The sequence below is a fragment of the Hymenobacter qilianensis genome (assembly GCF_014638675.1).
Taxonomy (GTDB): Bacteria; Bacteroidota; Bacteroidia; order Cytophagales; family Hymenobacteraceae; genus Hymenobacter; species Hymenobacter qilianensis.
In genome coordinates this window covers 1,601,522-1,626,441 of sequence record NZ_BMFN01000001.1, presented here as the reverse complement: position 1 = coordinate 1,626,441, position 24,920 = coordinate 1,601,522, and the positions used below count along the sequence as shown (strand labels likewise).

19 protein-coding genes are annotated in these 24,920 nt (G+C 56.1%); 13 read left to right on the top strand and 6 right to left on the bottom strand.

Annotated elements, in window-relative coordinates:
* The first annotated feature begins 66 nt into the window (after positions 1 to 66).
* Complete coding sequence (locus IEW06_RS06895) at positions 67 to 426, top strand: YraN family protein (RefSeq protein ID WP_187733324.1); 360 nt, start codon at positions 67 to 69, stop codon at positions 424 to 426.
* 44 nt (positions 427 to 470) lie between these two features.
* Here IEW06_RS06895 and IEW06_RS06890 read toward each other — a convergent pair whose 3' ends face one another.
* Together IEW06_RS06890 and htpG are read right to left on the bottom strand one after the other, a co-directional pair.
* Positions 471 to 1,418, bottom strand: a complete 948-nt coding sequence (locus tag IEW06_RS06890) for a toxin-antitoxin system YwqK family antitoxin (RefSeq protein WP_187733325.1) — start codon at positions 1,416 to 1,418, stop codon at positions 471 to 473.
* A 184-nt stretch (positions 1,419 to 1,602) separates the two neighbouring features.
* Entirely contained in the window at positions 1,603 to 3,435 is a 1,833-nt protein-coding gene (htpG, locus tag IEW06_RS06885; protein ID WP_187733326.1) for a molecular chaperone HtpG, read from the bottom strand.
* Between the two features lie 463 nt (positions 3,436 to 3,898).
* On the opposite strand from htpG, the gene IEW06_RS06880 reads away from it, so the two are divergent.
* Positions 3,899 to 6,535, top strand: coding sequence for an endo-1,4-beta-xylanase (locus IEW06_RS06880; protein WP_188547795.1), 2,637 nt, complete (start codon positions 3,899 to 3,901; stop codon positions 6,533 to 6,535).
* A 318-nt stretch (positions 6,536 to 6,853) separates the two neighbouring features.
* On the opposite strand, the gene IEW06_RS06875 is transcribed toward IEW06_RS06880, so the two are convergent.
* On the bottom strand, positions 6,854 to 7,297 hold the full coding sequence (locus IEW06_RS06875) for a hypothetical protein (protein ID WP_187733328.1): 444 nt from the start codon (positions 7,295 to 7,297) through the stop codon (positions 6,854 to 6,856).
* A gap of 410 nt (positions 7,298 to 7,707) precedes the next feature.
* On the opposite strand from IEW06_RS06875, the gene IEW06_RS06870 reads away from it, so the two are divergent.
* From IEW06_RS06870 to IEW06_RS06830, 9 genes are all read left to right on the top strand, one after another.
* Positions 7,708 to 8,043, top strand: a complete 336-nt coding sequence (locus IEW06_RS06870; RefSeq protein ID WP_187733329.1) for a hypothetical protein — start codon at positions 7,708 to 7,710, stop codon at positions 8,041 to 8,043.
* A gap of 125 nt (positions 8,044 to 8,168) precedes the next feature.
* Positions 8,169 to 10,568, top strand: a complete 2,400-nt coding sequence (locus IEW06_RS06865; RefSeq protein WP_188547790.1) for a TonB-dependent receptor — start codon at positions 8,169 to 8,171, stop codon at positions 10,566 to 10,568.
* 39 nt (positions 10,569 to 10,607) lie between these two features.
* On the top strand, positions 10,608 to 11,174 hold the full coding sequence (locus tag IEW06_RS06860) for a hypothetical protein (RefSeq protein WP_187733331.1): 567 nt from the start codon (positions 10,608 to 10,610) through the stop codon (positions 11,172 to 11,174).
* Between the two features lie 273 nt (positions 11,175 to 11,447).
* On the top strand, positions 11,448 to 13,904 hold the full coding sequence (locus IEW06_RS06855; RefSeq protein WP_188547787.1) for a TonB-dependent receptor: 2,457 nt from the start codon (positions 11,448 to 11,450) through the stop codon (positions 13,902 to 13,904).
* Positions 13,905 to 13,922: 18 nt separating this feature from the next.
* Positions 13,923 to 14,843, top strand: coding sequence for a cation diffusion facilitator family transporter (locus IEW06_RS06850; protein WP_187733333.1), 921 nt, complete (start codon positions 13,923 to 13,925; stop codon positions 14,841 to 14,843).
* Positions 14,844 to 14,961: 118 nt separating this feature from the next.
* Positions 14,962 to 16,227 (top strand): MFS transporter, encoded by a 1,266-nt coding sequence (locus IEW06_RS06845; protein WP_188547785.1) that lies wholly within the window; start codon positions 14,962 to 14,964, stop codon positions 16,225 to 16,227.
* 64 nt (positions 16,228 to 16,291) lie between these two features.
* Complete coding sequence (locus tag IEW06_RS06840; RefSeq protein ID WP_187733334.1) at positions 16,292 to 16,693, top strand: hypothetical protein; 402 nt, start codon at positions 16,292 to 16,294, stop codon at positions 16,691 to 16,693.
* A gap of 108 nt (positions 16,694 to 16,801) precedes the next feature.
* A complete protein-coding gene (locus tag IEW06_RS06835) occupies positions 16,802 to 17,251 on the top strand; it encodes a DUF6526 family protein (protein ID WP_187733335.1) in 450 nt (149 codons plus the stop codon).
* 58 nt (positions 17,252 to 17,309) lie between these two features.
* Positions 17,310 to 17,612 (top strand): DUF4286 family protein, encoded by a 303-nt coding sequence (locus tag IEW06_RS06830; RefSeq protein WP_187733336.1) that lies wholly within the window; start codon positions 17,310 to 17,312, stop codon positions 17,610 to 17,612.
* Positions 17,613 to 17,720: 108 nt separating this feature from the next.
* Here the strand turns inward: IEW06_RS06830 and IEW06_RS06825 are convergent, their stop codons facing one another.
* The 3 genes from IEW06_RS06825 to IEW06_RS06815 form a co-directional block, all read right to left on the bottom strand.
* Positions 17,721 to 18,227: a GNAT family N-acetyltransferase gene (locus tag IEW06_RS06825; RefSeq protein WP_187733337.1), complete on the bottom strand. Its 507-nt coding sequence runs from the start codon at positions 18,225 to 18,227 to the stop codon at positions 17,721 to 17,723.
* A gap of 125 nt (positions 18,228 to 18,352) precedes the next feature.
* Positions 18,353 to 18,586 carry a hypothetical protein gene (locus IEW06_RS06820; RefSeq protein ID WP_187733338.1) on the bottom strand — a complete coding sequence of 78 codons (234 nt, stop codon included), beginning with the start codon at positions 18,584 to 18,586 and terminating at the stop codon, positions 18,353 to 18,355.
* A 205-nt stretch (positions 18,587 to 18,791) separates the two neighbouring features.
* A complete protein-coding gene (locus IEW06_RS06815; protein ID WP_187733339.1) occupies positions 18,792 to 20,990 on the bottom strand; it encodes a prolyl oligopeptidase family serine peptidase in 2,199 nt (732 codons plus the stop codon).
* 307 nt (positions 20,991 to 21,297) lie between these two features.
* On the opposite strand from IEW06_RS06815, the gene IEW06_RS06810 reads away from it, so the two are divergent.
* The gene (locus IEW06_RS06810; protein ID WP_187733340.1) at positions 21,298 to 23,751 is read left to right on the top strand and encodes a TonB-dependent receptor; all 2,454 of its coding nucleotides are present in this window, start codon (positions 21,298 to 21,300) and stop codon (positions 23,749 to 23,751) included.
* 21 nt (positions 23,752 to 23,772) lie between these two features.
* Positions 23,773 to 24,915 (top strand): PepSY-associated TM helix domain-containing protein, encoded by a 1,143-nt coding sequence (locus tag IEW06_RS06805; RefSeq protein ID WP_187733341.1) that lies wholly within the window; start codon positions 23,773 to 23,775, stop codon positions 24,913 to 24,915.
* The last annotated feature ends 5 nt before the right edge of the window (positions 24,916 to 24,920 follow it).

The window sequence follows — 24,920 nt, the reverse complement described above, 5'->3', positions numbered from 1 at the left end:
AAACGCTCAAATAAAGGCACAAAGGTACTATATTAAGCGCCAAACCCAACCCGCAATCCTCCTGCTATGCCTGGCTCCGGCCACCTGCTCGGCCACGCCGGCGAAGCGGCCGCCGCCGATTTTTTCCTAACTAAAGGCTACACTGTTGCCTGCCGCAACTACCGCCACCGGCGCGCCGAGGTAGATCTTATCGTGCAGCGGGGCGATGCGCTCCTGGTTTTTGTGGAAGTGAAGGCGCGCTCATCCAGTCGCTACGGCCACCCCGAGGAATTCGTGACGGAGCGCAAGCGCCAGCTTTTTCGCCTGGCTGCTGATCAGTATCAGGAGGAAGTAGATTGGCGCGGCGATATCCGTTTCGATATTCTGGCGCTCACTCAGCTTGCCGATGGCTTTCGCATTGAGCATTTCGAGGATGCTTTTTATTGATCTACACTATATAGATAGTGTAGTGCGTCCGTAAACCGAGCCGCTTAATTACGCCTCGAACCCGGCCGATCCGTAACGGCATCACGCTTGTCGAGCTTATCTTTCTCGTACACCAGCACCCCGTTGCGATTATACTCCTTATAAAGCACCGGCTCCTTTACCTCCGGGTCGTAGCCCGTTTCGCCGTACTGATACTCGTAGTGCCGCCGGTTGCGGAAGCCCCAATACTTGGCCCACTCCCCTACTTTCTTCCCGTTCTCAAACTGGCCATCCCAGTCCTTCTGACCATTCTCCAGAAAACGGGCGTATTCGCCCTCTAGCTTTCCGTTGTTATAAGGAATTATCTCCTTGATTTTTGTGCGCTCAGCATCGTAATACGTAATTTCAGCGTCGCGCGGGAATCCTTTCTCGTAGTGAATCTTGCTGAGCAGAATACCTTCCCGATTGAAACGCTCCCAGCGCAGGTGCTTGGCTCCTATGGCAAAGTAGCCCGTCTCCACTATCTTGCCACCCTGCATTTTCTTGTATGGCCCGTGTAGCACTTTATTGTCGCCGGGATCTACGCCAGCTCTGTCCTGCACAATCCGGCCTTTACGCGCATCGAAATAATAGCGCGTGGGAACATACGGATCAGTGGGTTTGGGAGTGCGCATGTAATAAAACTGCTCCGTAATCTGGTTGCGCCCCTTTGCTCCCGACTTCACGTAGGCTTTCTTAATCGGCTCCCCGAGAAAGATATTCTTCTTCTTTTTTGGCTTGCGCTCGGCGGCTTTTTCCTTTGCCCGGGCTGCACGTGCCTCTTCTTTGCTAAGTATTACCTTCCGCGTGATCTTGCCACCAGTCGTGTCGCTATTCTGAACGAGCGAATCAGAGAGGGCACTTAGAGCCGGGTCATCGGCTTTGCTGTTAAATGAAACCGTTTTGCGAGTGCAGGCACCGGTAGCCAACCCAAGCAAAACCAGCAGAACAAGTGTAAAGCGAAAGAAGCGCATCGATTAAACAGGCAATATTCAAAGCCTCGAACGTAAATATAACCTGATTTGGTGCCCGGCTTAAATTTGCCCCCCAAAGCTGCCTGAAAGAAGATTAGAATATTGAGCCTCACTAAAAACAAAACCCGCTGACTAGAGAGTCAACGGGTTTTGTACTACTTAAAACTACGTGTACTATTTAGTACTACTCGGCAGATAATAAATGGGTGCTGAGCTTTATAAAGGCAGTTAGCGCTTCGCCCTTCAACATATTCTGTGATAGCAAAGCCAAATCGAATGACTGACGCGCCAGTTTGAGAGCAGACTCTTCGTCGGCCTGCAATACCCGCTGCGTAATGGCGTGGTTGGCGTTTACGCTCACGGTATAGCTATCCGGCAACGAGCCGAACATGGCCATTCCGCCTCCACCGCCCGTGCGCTGCATATCCTTCATGCGGCGCATAAACTCAGGCATTGTAATGATTACGGGCGCTTCCTGCGGCGACAAAGCGTCTACCTGCACATGCATCTGCTCGTTGCTGATGGCTTTGGCGAACAGCTCCTGCAAGCGGGTTTTGTCGTCGTCGCTGAGCACGCTTGCAGTCGTTTCATCCTTCTCGATGAGCTTACCGATGGTATCAGCATCCACGCGCTTAAACGTGGTTTTTTCGAGTTTCTGCTCTAGCTGACCAATGAAATGAGAGTCGAGCACAGCTTCCAGTTGCAACACATCGTAGCCCCGATCCTGAGCGGCCACCACGTAGCCGTGTTGGGCTTCCGCATCGGTAGTGTACAGAATCACGAGCTGCTCGTTCTTGTCCTTCTGATTGGCCTGCACCGACTCTTGATACTCATTGAGGGTGAAGAATTTGCCCCCCACGTTCTGCACCAGCACAAAATCCTTAGCCTTCTCATAGAACTTCTCGTCCGACAGCATGCCGTACTTCACAAACAGGCCGATATCCGACCACTTTTGCTCGTAGCCAGTGCGGTCTTTCCGGAATAGCTCACCCAGCTTATCGGCTACTTTTTTGGTGATATAGGTGTTGATTTTGCGCACCGCCGCGTCGGCTTGCAGGAAGCTGCGCGACACGTTCAGGGGAATATCCGGCGAGTCGATTACGCCGTGCAGCAGCATCAGGAACTCGGGCACCACGTCTTTTACCTCGTCGGTAATAAATACCTGACGCGAGTACAGCTGAATTTTGTTGCGCTGAAATTGCAGCTCGTCCTTCACCTTTGGGAAGTAAAGAATACCCGTCAGGTTGAAGGGATAGTCTACATTAAGGTGAATCCAGAACAGCGGCGCCTCTGAGAAGGGGTACAATTCCTGATAGAACTTGGTATAATCTTCATCAGTCAGCTCAGCCGGCTGCTTGGTCCAGATAGGCTGGGTCTGGTTAATTACGGTGCCCTCGAACTCAATCTCGATGGGCAGGAACTTGCAATACTTCGTCAGGATGGTACGCAGGCGGGCTTCCTCCAAAAACTCGTCGGAATCGGCGGCTACGTGCAGCACTACGTCGGTGCCGCGCTCAGCTTTTTCGGTGGTTTCGAGGGTAAACTCTGTGCTGCCGTCGCAGGTCCAATGCGCGCCTTCCGTACCCTCTTTATACGACTGAGAGAAGATCTCAACCTGGTCGGCTACCATGAAAGCCGAGTAGAAACCCAGACCAAACTGACCGATAATCTGGTCTTTGGTGGCGGCATCTTTCTCTTTGTATTTTTCTACAAACTCGGTGGCACCGGAAAAAGCAATCTGGTTGATGTACTTCTTGATTTCCTCGCCCGTCATGCCGAGGCCACGGTCTGAGATGGTGATTTTGCGCGCCTCTTTGTCTAGGGTTACGCGCACTTTCAACTCGCCCAGTTCGCCTTTGAACTCGCCTAGTTGTGCCAGGCTTTTCAGTTTCTGAGTGGCGTCCACGGCGTTGGATACCAATTCGCGCAAAAAGATCTCGTGGTCGGAGTAGAGAAACTTCTTAATAATGGGGAAGATGTTCTCCGTGTGAATCGAGATACTACCTGTCTCTTGCATAGCGCCTTAAAAATGGATTCGTGAAATGAAAAGTGGACAGAATTGCAGGCTACAGCGAACCAGCTTTCCTGATGCAGCGGTTTTCAAAACCTGTTCCACGCTGCTCGTAGCTGCCAGTTTGACACTCATTCATTCACCAGGCCTTGAGTATTTTACAGCATGTGACGATGTAGTTTGACTTTGCAAGCAGCTTGTTTCGGCAGCAAGCGGTGTGCGTATTTGCTATCTATAGCCGCGCTTCATCTGGCTGGTCGGCAACAAAATTTTGTTGTTTTAGCAGACTTCACCTATCACAACCGATTGCACTTTCCTATCACAAACGCTTGCATAGTCTATAGTCAAATGCAGGTTACTTAATCGTTTGCGGAGTTGTACTTGAAGGATAACTTAGGAGAAATATTAGTTAAAACCAGACTTAACTAATAGCACAATTCTATTTATCCATCTACAATACCACAAACGCATGATGACACCCAGACCCTTACTTTTTCTCATCGGGCTACTCTTTAGCAGTTTAGCCCTGCACGGCCAGAACGCTCCCGTTGTGCTCCAGGCCGAGACGGGCGTAGTGCGGCAACCTGCTACGCCGCCTGCTATTACTTTTCTAACAGAAGCAAGTACAGGCACGGGCTTCGTTCGGGTAGCAGGCGACCTTGTTCGGGACTCAAACAACGGAGCCTCCAGCCCCAACGCCGACAGCCGGGTGGTTTCTTACACGGTTACGTTTCCCGGCCCCGGCGTTTATGACCTGTATGCCCGAGCACGCGTAGGTTCGGGGGGCTTTGATGATGACAGCTACTACCTGCCAAATTCCTTTGGCACACGCCCCGCCGCAGATGCTAGCCGCTGGGTAGTTGCCAACGGCCTGGCTGGCGGCGGCTACACCACCATCTCAGATATTGTATCTGCCGGCGGTCCTGGAGGAGCCAACAACACGTGGAGATGGTTCCGAATGTCGGCCTTCGGGGGCGGCACGTTCACGGTGCCAGCGGGAAACTTAACTCAAACGTTTGAAATTGGTAGCCGGGAAAACGGGCTCGACATCGACAAGTTTGTATTTGGCGCCTCGGGCGTGTTTTTCACGGTTGGCAACCTGGATAATGGGCAGCAGGGCTCTACTACGCCCCCACCGCCGCCTTTTGTGCCGCCCGGCCCCCCGATTGCTACCGGCAAACCGAAGTTTGTAGGTGGAGCGCTCAGCAATTCTCAGGGAGTTAATTTCGACAAATACTGGAACCAAGTGGTGTCGGAGAACGACGGCAAATGGGGCAGCGTGGAAGCCACGCGGGACGTGATGAACTGGACGGGCCTCGACTTGGCCTACAACCAAGCCAAGAGCCAGAATGTACCGTTTCGGATGCACGTGCTGGTGTGGGGCAACCAACAGCCTGCCTGGATTGAAAATTTGCCCCCCGCCGAGCAGCTGGAGGAAATAAAGGAGTGGTTTGCGGCCGTGGCACAGCGCTACCCCGATATTGCCTTCCTAGAAGTAGTAAACGAGCCCACCAACGACCCGCCCCTGAAGCGCAGCCCCACCGATCAGGGCAGCGGCAACTACATTGAGGCTTTGGGCGGCAATGGCGCTACCGGCTGGGATTGGGTAATTAACTCCTTTAAGCTGGCCCGCGAATATTTCCCCAATACACCGCTGATGATCAATGATTACAGCGTAGTGAATGTGACCAGCAATACTCAGCGCTACCTGGGCATTATTAATCTGCTCAAGCAGCAAAGCCTTATTGATGCGATTGGTATTCAGGGCCACGCTTTCTCCACTCGCGGAATTCCGGTGGCCACGCAAGTAAGCAACCTTAACTTACTGGCTACCACGGGGCTGCCGCTGTATGTTACGGAGTTTGATGTGGATGGCCTTCAGGATGACGTGCAGCTGGCTGAATACCAGCGCGTGTTTCCATTATTCTATGAGCATCCCGCCGTGAAGGGCATCACGCTTTGGGGCTACCGGCCGGGGCATTGGCGCACAGCTCAGGGCGCGTACATTGCCTTTGAGAATGGCGCCGAGCGGCCAGCCCTGAAGTGGCTGCGGCAGTATGTGCAAAGCACCAGCTTATCCACTATTACCACGGCTACAACCCTGTCTGCCACTACTTTCTGCGGGGGCAGCACGCTGTCGGTGCCGTTCAGCGTTGCGGGCGTAGTCGCGGCTAACCAGGCGTTTACAGCGGAGCTTTCTGATGCTACCGGCAGCTTTGCTAACCCCACGGCTATTGGTTCGGTTACAGCCTCAGCGGCGGGCAGCTACGCTGTGGCGGCTACTATTCCGGCTAACACGCCCGAAGGCACGCGCTACCGCATCAGGGTGACGAGCAGCAACCCCAGCGTACTGGGCAACGCTAACCGCACGAATCTGACCATCAATCCGGTGTTTACGGCCCCGGAACTGGTCGTGACGCCAGCCAATAATACCTACACGGGCGGCGTGCCCACCAATATTTACCTGGGCTACGGCCCGCAGAGCGTGACACTCACGGCTGCTGGTGGTGTGAGCTACAGTTGGAGCGGACCGGCTGGCCTGAGCAGCACCACCATCGCCAACCCCGTATTCACGGCTTCAACGGCCGGCGTTTACACGTTCGTTGTAACTATCACCAACGAATCGGGATGCACGGCGACGCAGCAGGTGACGATAACGGTGCTGGATGTACGATGCAGCAATAATCCAAACGCTGCAAAAGTGCTGGTATGCCTCAATGGCAAGGTAGTTTGCGTGGCTAAAAATGCTGTTCCTGCCCTGTTAACGTACTCCAAAGGTCTGGTGAGGCTTGGTGATTGTAGTGTTGGTACGAATACCGATCTGACGTCAGTAGCAGAAAAGCTCATTCGCTTGTTTGAAGCTTACCCCAATCCATTCAGTGGGCGTACCACCCTGCGCTTCCGCTCCACCGAATCGGGGCAGGCGCAGCTGCAAGTGTACAATCCGTTTGGGCAGCTTGTGGCCACTCCTTTCAACGGCCCAGCCGAGGCTGGCAGAGAATACGAGATTTCATTGGACGGCAGCTCTTTGCCCGAAGGCGTCTATACCGGCCGCCTGCTCACCAATGGTAAAGTGGAAACCATACGGTTGATGATTGTAAAATAATTGCTGACTTCTGACATCGTAGCACAGTAAAAAGGGCGGCTGAATTCAGCCGCCCTTTTTTATATTCTCCAGATTTGCAACATGCCAATGACGAATCAGCTATACAAATAGTGCATCCGCGCTACCTGGGGCTGGTTTTTTGGAAGCGGGACGTAAGGCAGCCACAACGCGGCGCAGTAGTCGTGCGGACAGTGTTTTCATAGTGTGGGTGGTAAGTGGGTGGTTTATATGTCTTTATACTACAAAGGTCGGCAGTTGTTGTGCCCTGAATGTTGCCGCCAGATTATGCTTTTGTTGTGTAGGTAGCTGGGGGGCTTTTTAGGAGGCCGATTGCCATTCAGCCATCAACGCCAGCATATGGATGGGCGAGTTGGTTAACCAATCTAGGGCCGAGCTTGGGTCGGCAAAAAACTGCACATCGAAGCGGGTAATATGATGGCCAAGCCCCAGCAAACTCTCCACTACCATCTGGTTGTAAGTGGCTGCCGCAGGCACTACTACAGCTACCTGTTGCACTGAATGAGCCGCTATTCTCGGAAACCAACTAACGCCCACCCAAATCTGCTCTTTCATACTCAAGTCGGGCAATCCGTTCATGTCCACGAGCACCCGCTTGATCTGGTGAGTTTGCACCAACTCAGCTAAGTAGTTCATGGCCTGAGCAAAGCTGTGCAACGGGCTGCCACCGCACCATTGGTAGCGCAGCAGGCATAATGATTCATCGTACTGCACCCGCAGACAATCGATTTGAGCAAGTATCATCTTGAAAGTAAAAGCCAGAGGCTTTTTAAAATGCTAAAAGCAAAGCAACGACTATAAGTAGCGAATTGCTTGCCAGTAATTTGCGCTTAGCAGCGTAATGGCTTATTAATTTATGTATTAAGGTCAGAATATATAATTCATGAATTCAAACAAGATAATAGTTTCTTCTATATCCAGACAAATATTATATAGTCGGTATCTTTAATTCGTCTAAAAAACAGAGGAGAATATAAATTCAGATCGGTTCATCATATAGCCTCATAATTTTTGTGGTAAGCGCTATGCTTATCATTCATTTCAGACATCTTTTAACTGTCTGCAAATAGTTAATCGAGTGGTTTATCAACTACTTACCATTTTCCACGTACTTTTGCCTACCTGTTTCTGACACATTGTTGCAAATGCGGACTTTGCGTTCCCGTCTGGCTCTCCTGCTCCTGCTCTGCTTTACGCGGGTGCTACTGCCCGACGCGTGGATACTGGCGCTGCACCAACACGAGCACACGCTGGAGGAATCGGCGCAGGCCACCCGCCTTGATAAGTCGCAGGCCAAAGCCCTGCTGACGGTTCAGCACCAGCACTGCCAGGTCGATCATTTCTACCACATCCCCTTCCAGGCACCAGCGCCGCTGGAATTGCCATTCGTGGTATTCTATGCCCATACGGAGGCTGTGGGGGGCATTTTGGCTGAGGCGCACCGTAGTGTAGAGGTGGCCCGGCTGCGCGGGCCGCCCAGCCGAGCTTAACCCCTTTTTCCAGCCGCATTTCCGATGAATTTGCCCCCCAGGGGCAAATCTGCCCCTGCATTTTCCCGCCACGCGATCTGGTAGGGGCGCGGCTGCCGGTTCAGTTCATCCCGGTTTCCCTTTTTATGTTTTTTCTACTGCCAAGCCGCTTCCGGCTGCTGGCGCTGCTGTGGCTACTCAGTGGCCCGCAGACTGTGTGGGCGCAATCCGGCTGCATGCTTTCCTTGAGCGGCCGCCTGACCGACCATGAGTCGCGCCAACCTCTACCCGGTGCCACCGTCCGCCTGCTCGATACCGAAGACGTGGTGGCTTCCGATGCCAGCGGCAACTACCATCTGCACGTTTGTCCCGGCGTTTATCGTCTGCAAGTCAGCTTTTTGGGCTACGAGCCCGAAACGCTGGAAGTGCGGGTGAACGGGGCTGTAATTCGAGATTTTAAGCTGCATCCGTCGGCTGTGGCTTTACGCGGGGCACTGGTACAGGGTACTCGCGTGGCCGAGCAGCTGCCCCAGGCTACGGGCACCATCACGGGCCGCGAACTACAGCAAACGCGCGGGCAAAGTCTGGGCGAAGCGTTGCAAAAAGTAAGCGGCGTGACGGCCATTCAAACCGGACCCAGCATTTTCAAGCCCCTGATTCATGGCCTGCACTCCAACCGCGTGACGATTCTCAACAACGGCGTACGGCAGGAAGGGCAGCAGTGGGGCCAGGAGCACGGCCCTGAAATTGACCCGTTTATTGCTTCCCAGCTCACGGTAGTGAAGGGCGCGGCCAGCGTGCGCTACGGCTCCGATGCCATTGGGGGCGTGGTGCTGGTGCAGCCCAAGCCCCTGCGCGACTCCGCGGGCACGGGCGCTGAACTGCACCTGTTGGGTATGAGCAACAACGGCATGGGAGCCATTTCAGGGATGGTGGAAGGCAACGCGCACCGGCTGCCGGCCCTAAGCTGGCGGGTGCAGGGCACAGCCAAACGGGCCGGCACGGCGCGTGCCCCCGAGTATGTTATCCCGAATTCGGCTTTCGCGGAATACGACTTTTCGGGGGCCGTGGGCTGGCGCAAAGCCACTTACGGTGCCGAGGTGTTCGTCAGCCAGTTCAATACCAAGCTGGGTATTTTGCCGGATTCTCACCTGGGTAATCAAGGCGACTTTGACACGGCCGTGGGGCGAGGGCGCCCGTTGGTACCGCAGGATTTCTCCTACGACATCGAGCGACCTTACCAGCAGGTGCGCCACGATTTGCTCAAGCTCTCGGGCTTTGTACGCACGGGCACGGCGGGCCGCCTCACCACTACGCTGGCCCACCAGACCGACGTGCGCGACGAGTATGACCGCTACCGCCCGCGCAACGACAACCGCGCCCGCCTCGACCGTCCCGAGCTGAGCTATACCAACCGGACCACCACCGCCGACCTAGTCTGGGAGCATAAACCGCTCGGCAATCTTACGGGCAGCGTGGGCCTGAGCGGCACGTATCAAAGCAACCGCTACGATGGGCGGCCCTTCATTCCCTTCTATACCAATAAGGTGGGGGGCATTTTTCTGATTGAGCGCTGGCGCCACAAGCAATGGCAGCTCGAAGCAGGCCTGCGCCTCGACCGCCGCGATCTGGAAACCCAACGGGCCATTGGCAACTCCGGCAATTTCTACGTGGCCACCGACCAATTTCAGTACACGACGCCGGCGGCCTCGCTGGGGGGCATTTTTGAGGCCGATCCGCACCTGACGCTGAGCGCCACCGGCAGCCTCACGCGCCGGGCCCCGGCTGCTAATGAGCGCTTCAGCAACGGCGTGCACAACGGCCGCTTTGATATCGGCTACGACGTAGATCGACCCAGCGGAGTACCGCCCCTGGGCCCCGAAACGGCCTGGCACACCGGCCTAACAGCTACCTGGCACAATAACCCCCGCTTCAACGGCGAGGTGAGCGTGTACCAGACCTACATTCAGAACTACATCTACCAGGTGCCGGTGCTGCCGCCTCCGCTCAATATTCGGGGCGTGGTGGCTACGTTCTTGTTTCAGCAGACTGATGCGCTGTATCGGGGCGCGGATCTGTCGGGTACTTATGCCCTTACGCCGCAGTGGCAGTTGGCTGGCAAAGCCGCCGTAGTGCGGGCCCGCGACCAGCGCCTCGATGACTACCTCATCTTCACCCCCGCCGACCGGGCCGAGTTAAGTCTACGCCACGACTGGCGCCCGCAGACGGGCAGCCGCTTCAGCCAACGCTACGTCCAGGTTGGTGCTTACGGCGTGGCCCGCCAGACTCGCGTGCCCACCGAAGTGCTTGACTACGCACTGCCGCCCGCCGGCTACGTGCTGCTGGGGGCCGAAATCGGGACGACGGTGCAACTCGGCGACTTACCGCTGGATGTGAGCCTGGCCGGTTCCAACCTCCTCAACCAAACCTACCGCGACTACCTTAACCGCTTCCGCTATTTCACCGCCGAGATGGGTCGCAACGTGACGCTGCGCCTGCGGGTGCCACTGGATTTCAACAAAAAGCCCCCTGAGGCCCAATTCTAAAATTTTAAACTCACTTCAACCCTTTTAAAATCTTGGTTCATGAAAAACAATTTGTTTAATAAATCGCTGATCGGCCTACTTGTGGCGGCACCTTTCTTTGTTTCCTGCGACGACGACAGCGACGGCCCAACGCCGGACGAAAGCAACGAGCAAATCACGACCGTGCGCTACGTGCTGACTCCTACTACCGGCACCAGCGCGCCCGTGACGGTGGAATACCGCGACCCAGACGGCGACGGTGGCACTGCCCCCACCATCGGCAACCTGACATTAGCGCCCAATACTACCTACACTGGCCGCCTGACCTTATTGGACGAAACAAAAAGCCCTGCTGAGGACATCACTTCCGAGATTCAGGACGAGAGCGACGAGCACCTCTTCGTGTTCACGCCCACTGGCACCAACGTGACGGTTACCATCACCGACCGCGACGCCAAAAACTTACCGATCGGGCTCCAAACGCAAGTAGTGACAGGCGCTGCCAACGCCACCGGCACCACCGGCAGTCTGCGCGTGGTATTGCGTCATCAGCCCGAAGGCAAGGATGGCACCCCCACGCCCGGCGATACCGATGTGGAAGTAAGTTTCCCTACCGCCGTGCGCTAAAGGAGTTTCAGGCGTAGGGAAGGGAAGCCGGCTGCAAACGGCCTCCCACTATTTTCTCCTGGTTTGGTTTTGGAGAATCTGGGGAAGACACCGGTCATTGATCGGTGTTTTCTTTTGTAGTCCCAGGCTCCAATCTAGCAATCATTTGCGGCGCGATGTAGCGTAAAAAACGACCGGAACGAGACACAAAATAAAAGTTCGCGTACGGTTCCCTACTCCCCACGGCTCGCCAAGCGGAAGCTTCGTGTTATTTTGCTTTCTGAATCCATTTTTATGACGCGTATCATTCTGACCGCTGGGCTATTGCTGCTGTCGGGGGGCATTTTTGCTCAAAAACCATCTTCTCCTGCGGCCTCATCTGCCAGCCGAGCGCTTGCCGCGCCTATCGTAGGGCGCGTAGTCGATCAGGCCACCGGCGAGCCGCTGCCATCGGCCACCATCCTCTTTCCCGACCTGCGAAGAGTTACGGCAACAAGTACCGATGGCGCTTTTCGCTTCACGAACCTACCCAAAGGGCGTTTTTTGATGCAGGTGCGCAGCTTAGGCTATACCACCGTGGTGCGCACCGTGGATACCGGCGCTGGTCAGCCGCTTGACATTGCGCTTGTTCCGGCGGCTACTGAAATTGGGCAGGTGGTAGTTACGGGCGTATCAGCGAGCACAGAAATGCGCCGCTCGCCCATTCCAACTACCGTCGTGAACCGCAGCCAGCTAAATCAGGCGGCAGCCACCAACGTGATTGATGCCATAGCCCACACGCCTGGCCTCTCCCAAATCACGACTGGCGTAGGCATCAGCAAACCCATTATTCGGGGTCTGGGGGCCAATCGGGTGATAACATTGAACAATGGCGCCCGCCAGGAAGGCCAGCAGTGGGGCGACGAGCACGGCATTGAGATAGACGAAGCCGGCATCGACCGGGCCGAGGTTATCAAGGGTCCCGGCAGCCTGCTCTACGGCTCCGATGGCCTGGCCGGCGTCGTCAATTTTGTGGCCCCCGACCCCGTGGAAGAGGGCAAAATCATCGGCTCAGTGGCCACTAACTATCAGACCAATAACAACTTATTGGGCTACTCCGTGATGAACGCCGGCAACCTGAACGGCCTGAACTGGATGGCCCGCAATAGCGGCAAAGTAGCCAGCAACTACCGCAACCCGTATGATGGGCGCGTGTTCAACTCGGGCTTCCGGGAGCTGAATGGCAACGGCTACATCGGTCTGAATAAAAGCTGGGGCTATTCGCACCTCACGCTCAGCACCTTCAATCAGATTGTAGGCCTGGTAGAAGGCGACCGGGATACCATAACGGGTCGGTTCCTAAAACCAGTTGTGGGGGGCAATTTTGGGGAAATAATTGGTGAACCCCAGAGTGAGGACGCCCTGCGTACCTACACCCTGCACGTGCCGCGCCAGCAGATCAACCACTTGCGCATCGGTACTGAAAACAATTTTATTCTCGACCGCAGCCGCCTTACCTTAAATGTGGGCTGGCAGCAAAACCTGCGCCGCGAGTTTGGCAATCCCGCCGACTACTACGAGGAGTCGCTGTTTTTTCAGCTCCGCACCGTGGACTACAGTTTGCGCTACTTTTTGCCCGAAATAAACGGCTGGAACACCACCATTGGCACCAGCGGAATGCGGCAGGAAAACGTGAACAAGGGCGTCGAATTCCTGATTCCGGCTTATCAGCTCTATGACGCCGGCGCATTTGCCGTCAGCAAGAAAACCTTCGGCAAGCTCGACCTGAGCGGCGGCCTGCGCTACGATTGGCGCCGCATTGAGGCCGATAATCTTTTCCTTGATGAGGACGAACAGCCCGTGCCTGCACCAAGGGGAGAAATGAAGTTTCCGGGCTTCGTGAGCACTTTCCGGAACGTATCGGGCAGCGTGGGGGGCTCTTTTGAGGCTTCCGAAAAGCTCGTGCTGAAAGCGAACGTCGCCCGCGGCTTCCGGGCGCCCAATATTGCGGAGCTAGGCTCCAACGGCATTCATGAGGGCACTATTCGCTACGAAATTGGAAACCCGGCACTGAAGGCCGAAACCAGCTTTCAGCTCGACGCGGGCGCCAGTTACGAAACCGAGCACGTGGGCCTGCGAATCGACGCCTTCCGCAACCAGATCCAGAACTACATCTTCCCCCGCCGCCTGCCCAGCACAGCTGGCACCGATTCGCTTTCTGCTGACGGCGACCCTGTTTTCGTGTACGGTCAGGGCGACGCCCGCCTGTTGGGGGGCGAAATCACCATCGATATTCACCCTCACCCGCTCGACTGGCTGCACTTCGAGAACAGCTTCTCGATGGTGCGCGCCCAAGAGCTAAACCAGCCCGACAGCCTGCGCTACCTGCCCTTCATCCCTGCCGATCGGCTCCAATCGGAGTTGCGCGTCAACTTCAACAAAGCGGGCACTCACTTGGCGAACTTGTATGCCCGCGCCGGTATTGAGCACACGTTCGCCCAAAATCGCTTTTTCTCCGCTTTCGGCACCGAAACCCGCACGCCGGGCTACACGCTGGTTAACGCTGGCATTGGAGCCGATGTGGTGAACTCGCAGGCCAAAACGCTGTTTTCTATCTACTTAACGGGCACCAACCTCTTCGACGTTGGCTATCAAAGCCATTTGAGCCGGCTGAAGTATGCGGCCTTCAATCCTACGAATGGCCGCAGCGGCGTATTTAATATGGGCCAAAATGTGAGCCTGAAGCTGCTGGTGCCGCTGGTGTTTAAGTAGAAACAGCTATACGAAACCATGGCGCACGCTCACCACCACGGTCACGACCACCATCATCACGGCCCCGCAGAGGGCGACTATGGGCAGGCATTTGCCGTGGGCATCGGGCTGAATATGGTTTTTGTGGTGGCGGAGGCGGCGGGCGGGCTATGGGCTAATTCATCGGCCTTGCTTTCCGACGCAGGCCATAATCTGAGCGATGTACTGAGTTTGGCGCTGGCTTGGGGCGCTACTCGTTTGGCTCGTCAGCCAGCTTCCGAAAGGTATACTTATGGGCTAAAAAGTGCCACTATTCAGGCTGCGTTGCTGAATGCTGCCCTGCTGTACGCGGCGCTTGGCATTATTCTCTGGGATGCCATCGACCACCTGCTTCACCCTGCCCCTGTTAATGGCCGCATCGTGATGCTGCTGGCGGGAATCGGTATTCTGGTCAATGGCTTCACGGCTTGGCTGTTTCGGCGGGGGCAGCAGGGCGATGTAAACGTGCGCGGCGCCTACCTGCACATGCTCACCGACGCACTGGTATCGGCGGGCGTGGTAGTTGGGGGCGGGCTCGTACTCTGGACGGGGTGGCTGCGACTCGATGCGCTGATAAGCTTCGGTATTCTGGGCCTGATTGCGTACAGCTCGTGGGGGCTGCTGCGCGAAACCGTGCAGCTCAGCCTGCACGCCGTACCGCCGGGTATTGATATAGCCGCTGTGCGTCAGTTTTTGCTGGCGCGCCCCGGCGTTACGCAAGTCCATGATCTGCACGTGTGGCCCCTGAGCACCCGCGATACCGCGCTTAGTGCTCACGTCGTACGCTCCGGCGGCACCAACAACGCCTTCTTGCAGGAGCTGCAAGCCACGCTACAGGCTCAGTTTGGTATCAGCCATTGCACGGTGCAGGTAGAGGATACCGTACCGGTAGCAGGAAGCCACGGCGGCTGCGAGGAATAGCTTCAGGCACGGCAACCAGCACAAAGCAGCGCTTTAGAACTTCTGGGGGGCTTCTTTGCCAAAAAATCTCCACCTTCACCCTCCCTGTACTCCCCAAAACCACCCACCCCCTCCGTATATGAGCAATCCCGCTGCCCCAGCCCCCATTTTGCCCCCCGAAACGAAACACGCTTCCGTGTTCAGCGCCGTGGTAATTGTGGCGGCTCTGGGCTACTTCGTGGATATTTATGACCTGATCCTGTTCAGCATCGTGCGCGTGCAAAGCCTGAATGCGCTGGGCGTAACCGATCAGGCGGCCGTCACCAGCCAGGGGCTTTACCTGATCAATATGCAGATGGGCGGCATGCTGCTGGGGGGCATTTTGTGGGGCGTGCTGGGTGATAAGCGCGGCCGGATTTCGGTGCTGTTCGGGTCTATACTCTTGTACTCGCTAGCCAACATTGCCAACGGCTTCGTGCAGACCATCGATCAGTATGCCTGGCTGCGACTTATTGCAGGCATCGGTTTGGCCGGAGAACTAGGCGCGGGCATCACGCTGGTAGCCGAGAGTCTGCCCAAAGAAAAGCGCGGCTACGGCACCATGATCGTGGCTACGGTGGGCGTATCGGGGGCAATGCTGGCTTACTGGGTGGGCGAGCGGTTTGGCTGGCGCAACGCCTACTTTATCGGTGGCGGCCTCGGACTGGCCTTGCTGTTATTGCGCGTAAGCGTTTATGAATCAGGCATGTTTGAGCAGGCCAAGCGCAGTGAGGCCGTGCGCGGCCGGTTTCTAGACTTATTCACCAACGGCCCGCGCCTGGTCAAGTATATCAAGTGTCTGCTTATTGGGGTGCCTCTGTGGTTTGTAGTCGGCATTCTGATAACCTTGGCCCCGGAGTTTGGGCGGGAGTTGGGCGTGCAGGGCGAAGTAACGGCCGGTCTGGCGGTGTTCTGGTGTTATTTCGGACTCGTATTCGGTGATTTTGCCAGCGGCGGCCTCAGTCAGATTTGGCGTAGCCGCAACCGTGCGCTTCAGGTGTTTCTGGTTTTCTGCGGGCTTATGGTAGCGGCCTATTTGTTTGGCTTGCGCGGGGCCAGCACCACTACTTTCTATGCCGTGTGTTTTGTGCTGGGCTTATCCGTGGGCTTCTGGGCGTTGTTTGTGACCGTGGCGGCTGAACAGTTCGGCACTAATCTGCGGGCGACGGTAGCTACTACGGCTCCCAACTTCGCCCGCGGCTCTGTGATAATCCTCGCCCCCACGTTTCAGTTACTCACTGGCCCACTGGGACTTATCGGGAGTGCGGCAGTGCTGGGAGTGGTATCGTTGCTGATTGCTTTCTGGAGTGTGAGCACGCTGCCCGAGAGCTACGGCAAAGACCTTGATTATCTGGAAGTTTCCTGAGCATTCGGTAACATTCGGCTGCTCCGTAGCGTTTCAGGCTAAACAGCGGCAAGCCCGACCTATCATGAAAAAGTTACTGAGTATTCTTACCCTGGTTGGCATCGCTTTAGTGAGCCATACAGCCCAGGCTCAAACCACCGTTGATTCTGCTCAAGTGCGGCTTCAGCAACAGCAGGATGCGCTAAAAACCAATCAACAGGCTTTGAAGGAAGAGCGCAAGGAACGCGAGAAGACTGCCGACGGAATTGACAATCAGCGCGACGACATGCGCAAGCAGAAGAGAGAAATGGAGCGTCAGGAAGACGAGATGGATGCTAATCGTCGGGCCCAAAAAAGGCAGATAGACGGCCAAGAGTTGGATCTGAAAGCCACGAAGCAGCGCGATAAAGCGCGGCAGGCAGAATTGAAAGCTGAAAAACTTCGCATCAAAGCTGAAAAACAGCGCATGAAAGCAGCGAAACAATAACTTTCGCTTACCATTTTGTTGCGTAGGTAACTGCCTACATCTTTTTAAAACTCCAGCCAACCGGCTGGAGTTTTTTATGCTTCCACACTCACGCTTTACTCTTTTTCAATGGCCAATCTACCGACCAAAAACACGGCTCGCTATTATCCGCTCCACCATTTCGTTTTGCTTCCGGCTGCCCTTATTATGGCCTTTTACACTGGCCGGCGCTACGCTGAGGTTGCTGGCGACGACTCAGATCTTTCGCGCCTCTGGTTTTCCCTCATGGCCCTCGCCGTTATTGGGGCAGGAGTTCTGCTCATGCTGCGGCAGCATTATGCCCTTACTTTGCAAGACCGCTTGATTCGGCTGGAGGTGCGGCAGCGGTATTTTGAGGTCACGGGCCAAAGCCTGCGCCCGCTGGAAGACCGGCTTTCGCTGAAGCAAATTCTGTCGTTGCGCTTTGCCGGCGACGCGGAGCTGGCTAGCTTGGTGCAGGCTACAATCAGCGAAAATTTGCCCCCCAAAACCATTCAGGCTCGTATTCAGGACTTTCACTTCGACCCTATGCGGGTGTGAGGAAAGCTTACACCAATCAAATGGCTGCCTGACCATTTAACAATCAACCGTTTACATCATGATTCTTTACAACGTAACAAGCAGCATTGAGCCAGAAATAGCGGACGAATGGCTGACTTTTATGCAGGAAACCCATATGCCGGAGGTGATGGCCACTGGTTTTTTCATCCGCAGTCAGCTTTGCCGCCTCCTTGATGAGGAAGAGGGCGGCATCACCTACGCCGCGCAGTACTACTGCCATAGTCTGGAGCAGCTCGAAGAATATCAGCGCGTAGCCGCCCCCGGCCTGCGCACCGACCTCGAAATCCGCTTTCCGGGTCAGTACGTTTCCTTCCGCACGGTGCTGGAGGTGATGGAATAAGCGGCGAAATAGTGATTGGTGGGTTAGTCTCACAACCCTTTTCTGCATTACAAAAAAAGCCCCCCAGAAACTTCTGGGGGGCTTTTTTTAGCCAATTTATTAGACTACTTACCCATTCAACGCAGCAGCTTCGGCAGCGGGAGCGCAAACGTAGGCTTGCAGCTGCTCGGCGCTGAGGTTGCCGTTGAACCACTCCGGGTCGAGGTTGGCCCCGATCTTTTTGTAGAAGCCAATGGCGGGCTCGTTCCACTCCAGCACCTGCCACTTCATGCGGTTGGCACCGGTCGCGCGCGCTTCGGCCACCACCGCGTCGAAAAGCAGCTTACCGAGGCCCGTACCACGCACTTGTTCCGTTACAACCAGGTCTTCCAGAAAGAGCATCCGGCCCTTCCAGGTAGAGTACGCGGTATAGTACAAAGCTATGCCTACGATGTGCTGGGGGGCTTTTTCAGCTACAAAAAACTTGAAGATGGGGTCGGGGCCAAAGCCGTCGCGCTCCATATCGGCCAGGGTGTTGGTCACCTCGTGGGGCGCGCGCTCATACACGGCCAACTCCTGAATAAGCGCCAGCACTTGGGGCAAATCGGCGCGTGTGCCACGGCGGATTGTTGTCATCAGTAGGAGATGAAGGGTTTGGAAAACTATTTAGGCACTACACAAATAAGAGCCGAAAAGCACAATGAGCAATAGCACTAAACCGGCTATTGCTCATTGTATACTATACCTTCTAAAGCGCTCAATTACATTTGAGGCTGCATATTCTTGATGCTTTCCGTAGCGTTGGCGGCGTTTATTTCGCGCGGCACGTTAGGGTCGGGCTTGCCGCCAGTGGTGTCGGCAGCGGCAGGAATGGGCGGCAAGGGCTTCACGGCCACATTCTCGTCCATGTTCTTATAATCCGGATTCTTGCACGAGGTCACGGATAGGGTCAGGGAAGCGCCGGCCAACAGACCGAGCACAAGCGTTTTCTTCATAAACAGCCGAATAAGGCGGGCAATTGGGTTTCGGGCCGCAAGATACAAAGCGACCCGCGAAAGGTTAGTACGGAAAAAAGCCCGTCAGTGGCTAATTATTTTCTTGCAGCCATATAGAGACACGTACTTGTGACTTCCTGTCAAACGATGCTGGTTGCGCCGTTCATACTATTGTCGTTCAACGATGAGACACAAATAGGTGTCTCTACTTGCCATACGGGTTTAGGCCCATGCTGTAATAGGTGAAGGCCCACACATCGGCCCACTCCTGAATCTGAAGCTTGGTGCTTTTGCCCGCGCCATGGCCCGCATTTACGTCTACGCGGATAAGCTGGGGGTTGGCCCCGCCTGCTTTTTCCTGCAAAGCCGCGGCAAACTTAAACGAGTGCGCGGGCACTACGCGGTCGTCGTGGTCGGCGGTGGTAATCATCGTGGCCGGATAGTCGGCGCCTGGCTTCAACGTGTGCAGGGGCGAGAAGCTATAAAGGTTCTGAAACTGCGCGTAGTTGTCGGAGGTGCCGTATTCAGGCGCCCAGTTCCAGCCGATGGTAAACTTCTGGTAGCGCAGCATGTCCATTACGCCCACAGCCGGCAACGCCACGCGCGCCACATCGGGCCGCTGAATCATGGTAGCGCCCACCAGCAAGCCGCCATTGGAGCCGCCCGCAATAGCTAAGTGCTTAGGCGACGTATAGTTCTGCACCGACAAGTACTCGGCGGCGGCAATGAAGTCGTCGAACACGTTTTGCTTGTTGGGCGTCATGCCGGCTTTGTGCCAGGCCTCGCCGTACTCGCCGCCCCCGCGCAGATTGGCTACGGCCAGCACGCCGCCGTTTTCCAGCCATAGCATGCGCGCCACGCTAAAGGAAGGCGTCAGGGAAACATCAAATCCTCCGTAGCCATAGAGGTAAGTCGGATTCTTGCCGTCGAGCTTCAAACCCTTCTTGTGCACGATAAACATCGGAATCTTCGTGCCGTCTTTGCTGCTGTAGAACACCTGCGTGGTCAGGTAATCATCGGGCTTTACCTCCACCTTTGGCGCCTGAAACACAGTGCTTTGCTTGGTGGCGAGGTCGTATTTGTAAATAGTGGTCGGGTAAGTAAACGAGGTAAAGGCGTAGTACACTTCCTTGGCATCGCGGCGCCCACTGAAGCCGGCGGCGGTACCAATGGCCGGCAGTTCCACGTCGTTCTGAAACTCGCCCGCCTCGCTGTACACCTTTACCTGGCTGCTGGCATCCTTTAAGTAGGTTGCAATGAGGCGGCCGCCCACGTGCTCCACATTGTCAATCTTGTAAGTGGTTTCGGGCAGCACCGTTTTCCAGTTGGCTTGCTGGGGCTTTTTGGGGTCGATGAGTACCAAGCGGTAGAGTGGCGCCTGGTAGTTGGTAAGCACCAATAATTTGCCCCCCACGCTGCCCACTACCGAGTTGTTGTGCTCAAAGCTGCTGATGAGCGTGGTGAACTTGTCGGCTTGCTTCGCGTCGGTGAGGTCGCGCACGGCGAGGCGGTTGCCGTCGGCCACGCCGTCGGTGAGGCTTAGTACCAGAAACCGCTCATCCTCCGTAGTGCCCGCAAAGCGGAAACCCAGGGGCATTTTCTTGTTCTCATACACCAGCTTGTCGGCCTTTTGCGGGGTGCCAAGCTGGTGGTAATACACCTGGTGAAACTCGTTTTTGCCCGCCAGCTGGTTTTCGCCCTGCTTGGGTGCGGCGTAGCGGCTGTAGTAAAAGCCATCCTTGGTCCACGCCACCCCCGACACCTTCACCCATTCCAGCTCATCCTTCAGCGGTTGCCGCGTTTTCAGGTCCAGCACCTTCACCTTCAGCCAGTCGGAGCCGCCGCCGGAGGTAGCGTACGCCATGTAGCGGTGGTCGTTGGAGAAGTAGGTGCCGGTAAGGGCCGTGGTACCGTCGGCCGAGAACTTGTTGGGGTCGAGCAGGACTTCCGGCTGGCTCTGGGGGGCATTTTTCTGCACGTACAGCACCGCCTGGTTTTGTAGGCCGTCGTTTTTGGAGAAATACAGCTGCCCGTCTTCCACCTGTGGCACGCCGTAGCGCTCGTAGTTCCAGATGGTAGTCAGCCGCTCCCGGATCTTATCCCGAAATGGTATTTTCTCCAAATAGCCGAAGGTCAGCTTGTTCTGCGCTTCCACCCAGGCTTTGGTTTCGGGCGAGTCCAGGTCTTCAAGCCAGCGGTAGGGGTCGGTTACGGGCGTGCCGTGGTAGTCATCGACGTGGTCGGACTTGCGGGTTTCGGGGTACTTCACGGAGGAAACAGATGGGGTAACGGCCGCCATATGAGGGTTGGCTGAATAAGTAGTAGCCGATTTGGCAGTTGGCCCCGCAGAGCGGCAAGCCCCCAGCGCGAGCAAAGCCAGCAGCGGATATTTAGTGATGTGCATGAGGTGTAGGGCAGCGGAGTGTATGTCGAAGATAGAAGTCCATCTTCGCTTTATCTCATAATGAGGCTGGCTTCCTTGTAATATATAAAGTCACGCCGTTCCAGTGGCAGTGTTTATCAGGTTGAGCGCAGCCATAAAATATTCACAGCTTATCATTTGTAATGCTGCTCCTCTTATGGCTTACATGCTAACCTATATAAGAAGAGAAAAGGCTTGCTACTGTTCAAATAACTATTCAGAATTTTTCTAAATAAGAGGATATGTTGTTCCTTTGCATCTCTTTAGAAAGTTTCTGAATAAGCAATTTATGTTTTTTATCCGCTCTTTTGGCTTAGCCATTACCTTCACTGGCAGCGTTCTAACTGTTCAGGCTCAACAAACAGCCGCCATTCGGGGCCGCGTTACTACCTCCGACGGCAGCCCGGCCGAGGCAATTACCGTGGGTCTGGAAGACCGCAGCCAGGGCACCATCACCAACAGCCGGGGCGAATATGTGCTGAGTAGAATGCGGGCCGGCACCTACACGCTGGTGGTTTCGGGCATCGGCTTGAAGTCGGCAGAGAAAACCGTAACAGTAACTGGCGGCCAAAGCGCGACCCTCGACTTTGTGCTCACTGAGAATGCCCAGCAGCTGCGCGAAGTGGTAGTAAGCGGGGCCCGCGTCAACAAATTCGCCCGCAAGCAGTCGGACTACGCGGCTAAGATGCCGCTGCAAAACCTGGAAAATCCGCAGGTGTACAACACCGTGGGCAAGGAGCTTCTCACGGAGCAGCTGGTATTTACCGTGGATGATGCTCTGCGCAACGCGCCCGGCGTGCAGCGCATGTGGGAAGCCACCGGCCGGGCTGGCGACGGCGGCAGCTACTACAACACCCGCGGCTTTATCGTGCAGAGCCAGCTGCGCAACGGTCTGGCCGGCAACGTAACCAGCGACGTGGACGCGGCCAATCTGGAGAAGGTCGAGATTATCAAAGGGCCGTCGGCCACGCTCTACGGCAGCGCCCTCACCTCCTACGGTGGCCTCATCAACCGCGTAACCAAGAAGCCTTACGACACGTTTGGGGGCGAAGTAGCGGCTTCGGGCGGCAGCTTCGGCTTCCACCGCCTCAGCGCCGACGTGAATACGCCGCTCAACGCAGCTAAAACGCTGGCTTTCCGCCTGAACACGGCTTATCAGAAGGAAGATAACTTTCAGAGCGAGGGCTTCAACCGCAACATCGCCATTGCGCCCAGCCTGTCGTTTCAGCCCACTGAGCGCCTTAGCATCAACCTCGACGCGGAGCTGTTTCGGGGCCGTAGCGTGGGCAAGCAGCTCATTTTCTTCTACTTCCCTTCTTCTCAGCTTGGAGTTTCGCGGGCGGATGATGTGAACATCGACTACCGCAACTCCTACATGGGCAACGGGCTGGAGCTGGATTCGCGCAGCACCAACTTTTTTGGGCAGGTGAACTACCGGATTTCGTCGGCTTTTACATCGTCCACTAACTTCTCGGCCAGCCGCAGTTTTTCCGAAGGCTTCGGACCCTACTTCTATCTGGTGCCCGATGCCGTGGCCACCAATAACCCCAATGCCGCGCCGGGGGGCAATTTTCTGGCCCGCGCCGACCAGTCGACCCGCAATAGCACTGAGCAGGTGTACGAGGTGCAGCAGCTTTTCAATGGCGACTTTCAGGTGGGTGGCCGCCGCAACCGCGTGGTGCTGGGCCTGGACTTTCTGCGCATCGACTCGGACCAAAACTTCTTCGGCAGCGTGTTCGATATCGTGCCGCTCAACCAACCCGACTTCGACTATTCGCAATTTAACGGCGCAAGCCTGAGTGCCCGCTACGCCGCCGGCGCCCCCGATTTCACGTATCCCGTCACCACTAAAATCAACACCTACAGCGCCTTTGCCTCCGACGTACTGAACCTGACCGACCGGCTGAGTGTGCTGGCGGCCCTGCGCGTAGACCACTTCGATAACCGCGGTGGACTGGTCGGCGGGGCGGTACCGGCTTTCCAGCAAACGGCGCTTTCGCCGAAGTTTGGCGTCGTATTTCAGCCGCTGAAGGATAGAATCTCGCTGTTTGCCAACTACCAGAACAGCTTCAACAACCGCGGCTCTTACCTGGCCTACGATGTGGCTTTCCCCGACAGCACCGGCCAGCGCATCGCCAATCTGGAGCAAGCCAACCAGTGGGAAACGGGCGTGAAAGTAGACGCGCTGGGGGGCAAATTGACGGCTACCCTTAGCTACTACGACATTCAGGTGAAGGATTTGCTGCGCACCGATCCGCGCCCGGAAGCCGCTGCCCGCTTTGCCCAAACCCAGGACGGTACCCAGCGCAGCCGCGGCGTTGAGTTTGATGTGGTGGGCAACCCGTTTGAGGGCTTTAATGCCGTGGCCGGCTTCTCCTACAATGATTCCCGCCTGGAGCGCGCCACTGCCCTTGACACAGGCCGCCGTCCCAGCACGGCTTCTTCGCCGTATCTGGCCAACCTGTGGCTAAGCTACCGCCTGCCCACTTCGGCCTTGAAAGGCTTGGGTCTGGGTTTCGGCGGCAACTACGCCAGCGACAACAAGATTCAGAACACCACGGCCAGCGTATTTACCCTGCCCGCCTACACAGTGTTGAACGCGTCCGTTTTCTACGACCAGCCCAAGTTCCGAATTTCGGCCAAAGTCGATAACCTGACCAATGAGCGGTACTGGATTGGCTACACCACCATGAACGCGCAGAAGCTGCGCAGCTTCGTGGGCAGCGTGGCGTATAAGTTTTAAGTGGCCTAAATTATCCTGCTGATGACGCCCCTCAAACAAGCTATTCGCAAACTTCACCTCTGGCTGGGCCTCGCGTCGGGGCTGGTGGTGTTTATCGTGAGCATTACGGGGGCCATTTTTACTTTTCAGGAGGAGATTCGGGAAGCGACTGAGCCGTGGCTGAAAGTGCCGGTGGCCGCCACGCCCGCCCTGCCGCCTTCCCGGCTGCAAGCTGCCATGCTGCGCAACCACCCCGGCCTGACCTCGCCCTGGGTGATGTATATGGCTCCCGACCGCTCCGCCCTCGTGTACGGCACAGACAAAGCCGGCGGCTCGTACGCGGCCTTTGTTGACCCTTACACTGGCCAGGAGCTGCACTACAAGGACCTGAAGCGCGATTTTTTCACCATCGTCCAGGAAATTCACATGTACTTACTGCTGCCCGTGGCGGTGGGCGAATGGGTGGTGGGCATCGGGGTTCTGATTTTCGTGGTCATGCTCATCACGGGCATGGTGCTGTGGTGGCCCAAGCGCAAAAAAGACCGGCACCGCAGCTTCACCATCAAATGGAACGGCCGCTGGCGACGCGTCAACTACGACTTGCACAACGTGTTGGGCTTTTACACCGCCAGCATCGCGCTGATCATTGCCCTTACCGGCTTAGTCATGAGCTTTGAATGGGTAAACAACTCCGTGTACCTGACGGCCAATATGGGCAGCAGCTTTCCCGAGGAAAAAATGCCCCCCAAGGTGACGGCCCAGCCTGTAAGTACGCCCAGCCTGCCCCTCATCGACCAGTTTTACGCGCAGATACGGCGCGGCTCGCCCACGGCTCAAATGCTCTACGTTGCAGCGCCCGTCGCTCCCGACCAGCCCGCGTACTCCATTGCCTACCGCACGTCCTTGCTCTACAGCCACCGCGACGAGTACTACTTCCACCCCACCACCGGCGAGGTACTCAAAGCCATTCCAGACGCCGGCAAGAGTCGCGGCCAGAAGCTCATCGACGCCAATTACGACATCCACACCGGTCAGATTCTGGGTCTGGGGGGCAAAATTATCGCCTTTCTGGTCAGCCTGATTTCGGCTAGCCTGCCCGTCACTGGTACGCTGGTATGGTGGGGAAAGCGCAATAAGCCCAAGAAAGAAAAGCCGCGCCGCCCCCAACCTGTGCAAGCTGTCTAGGGCAG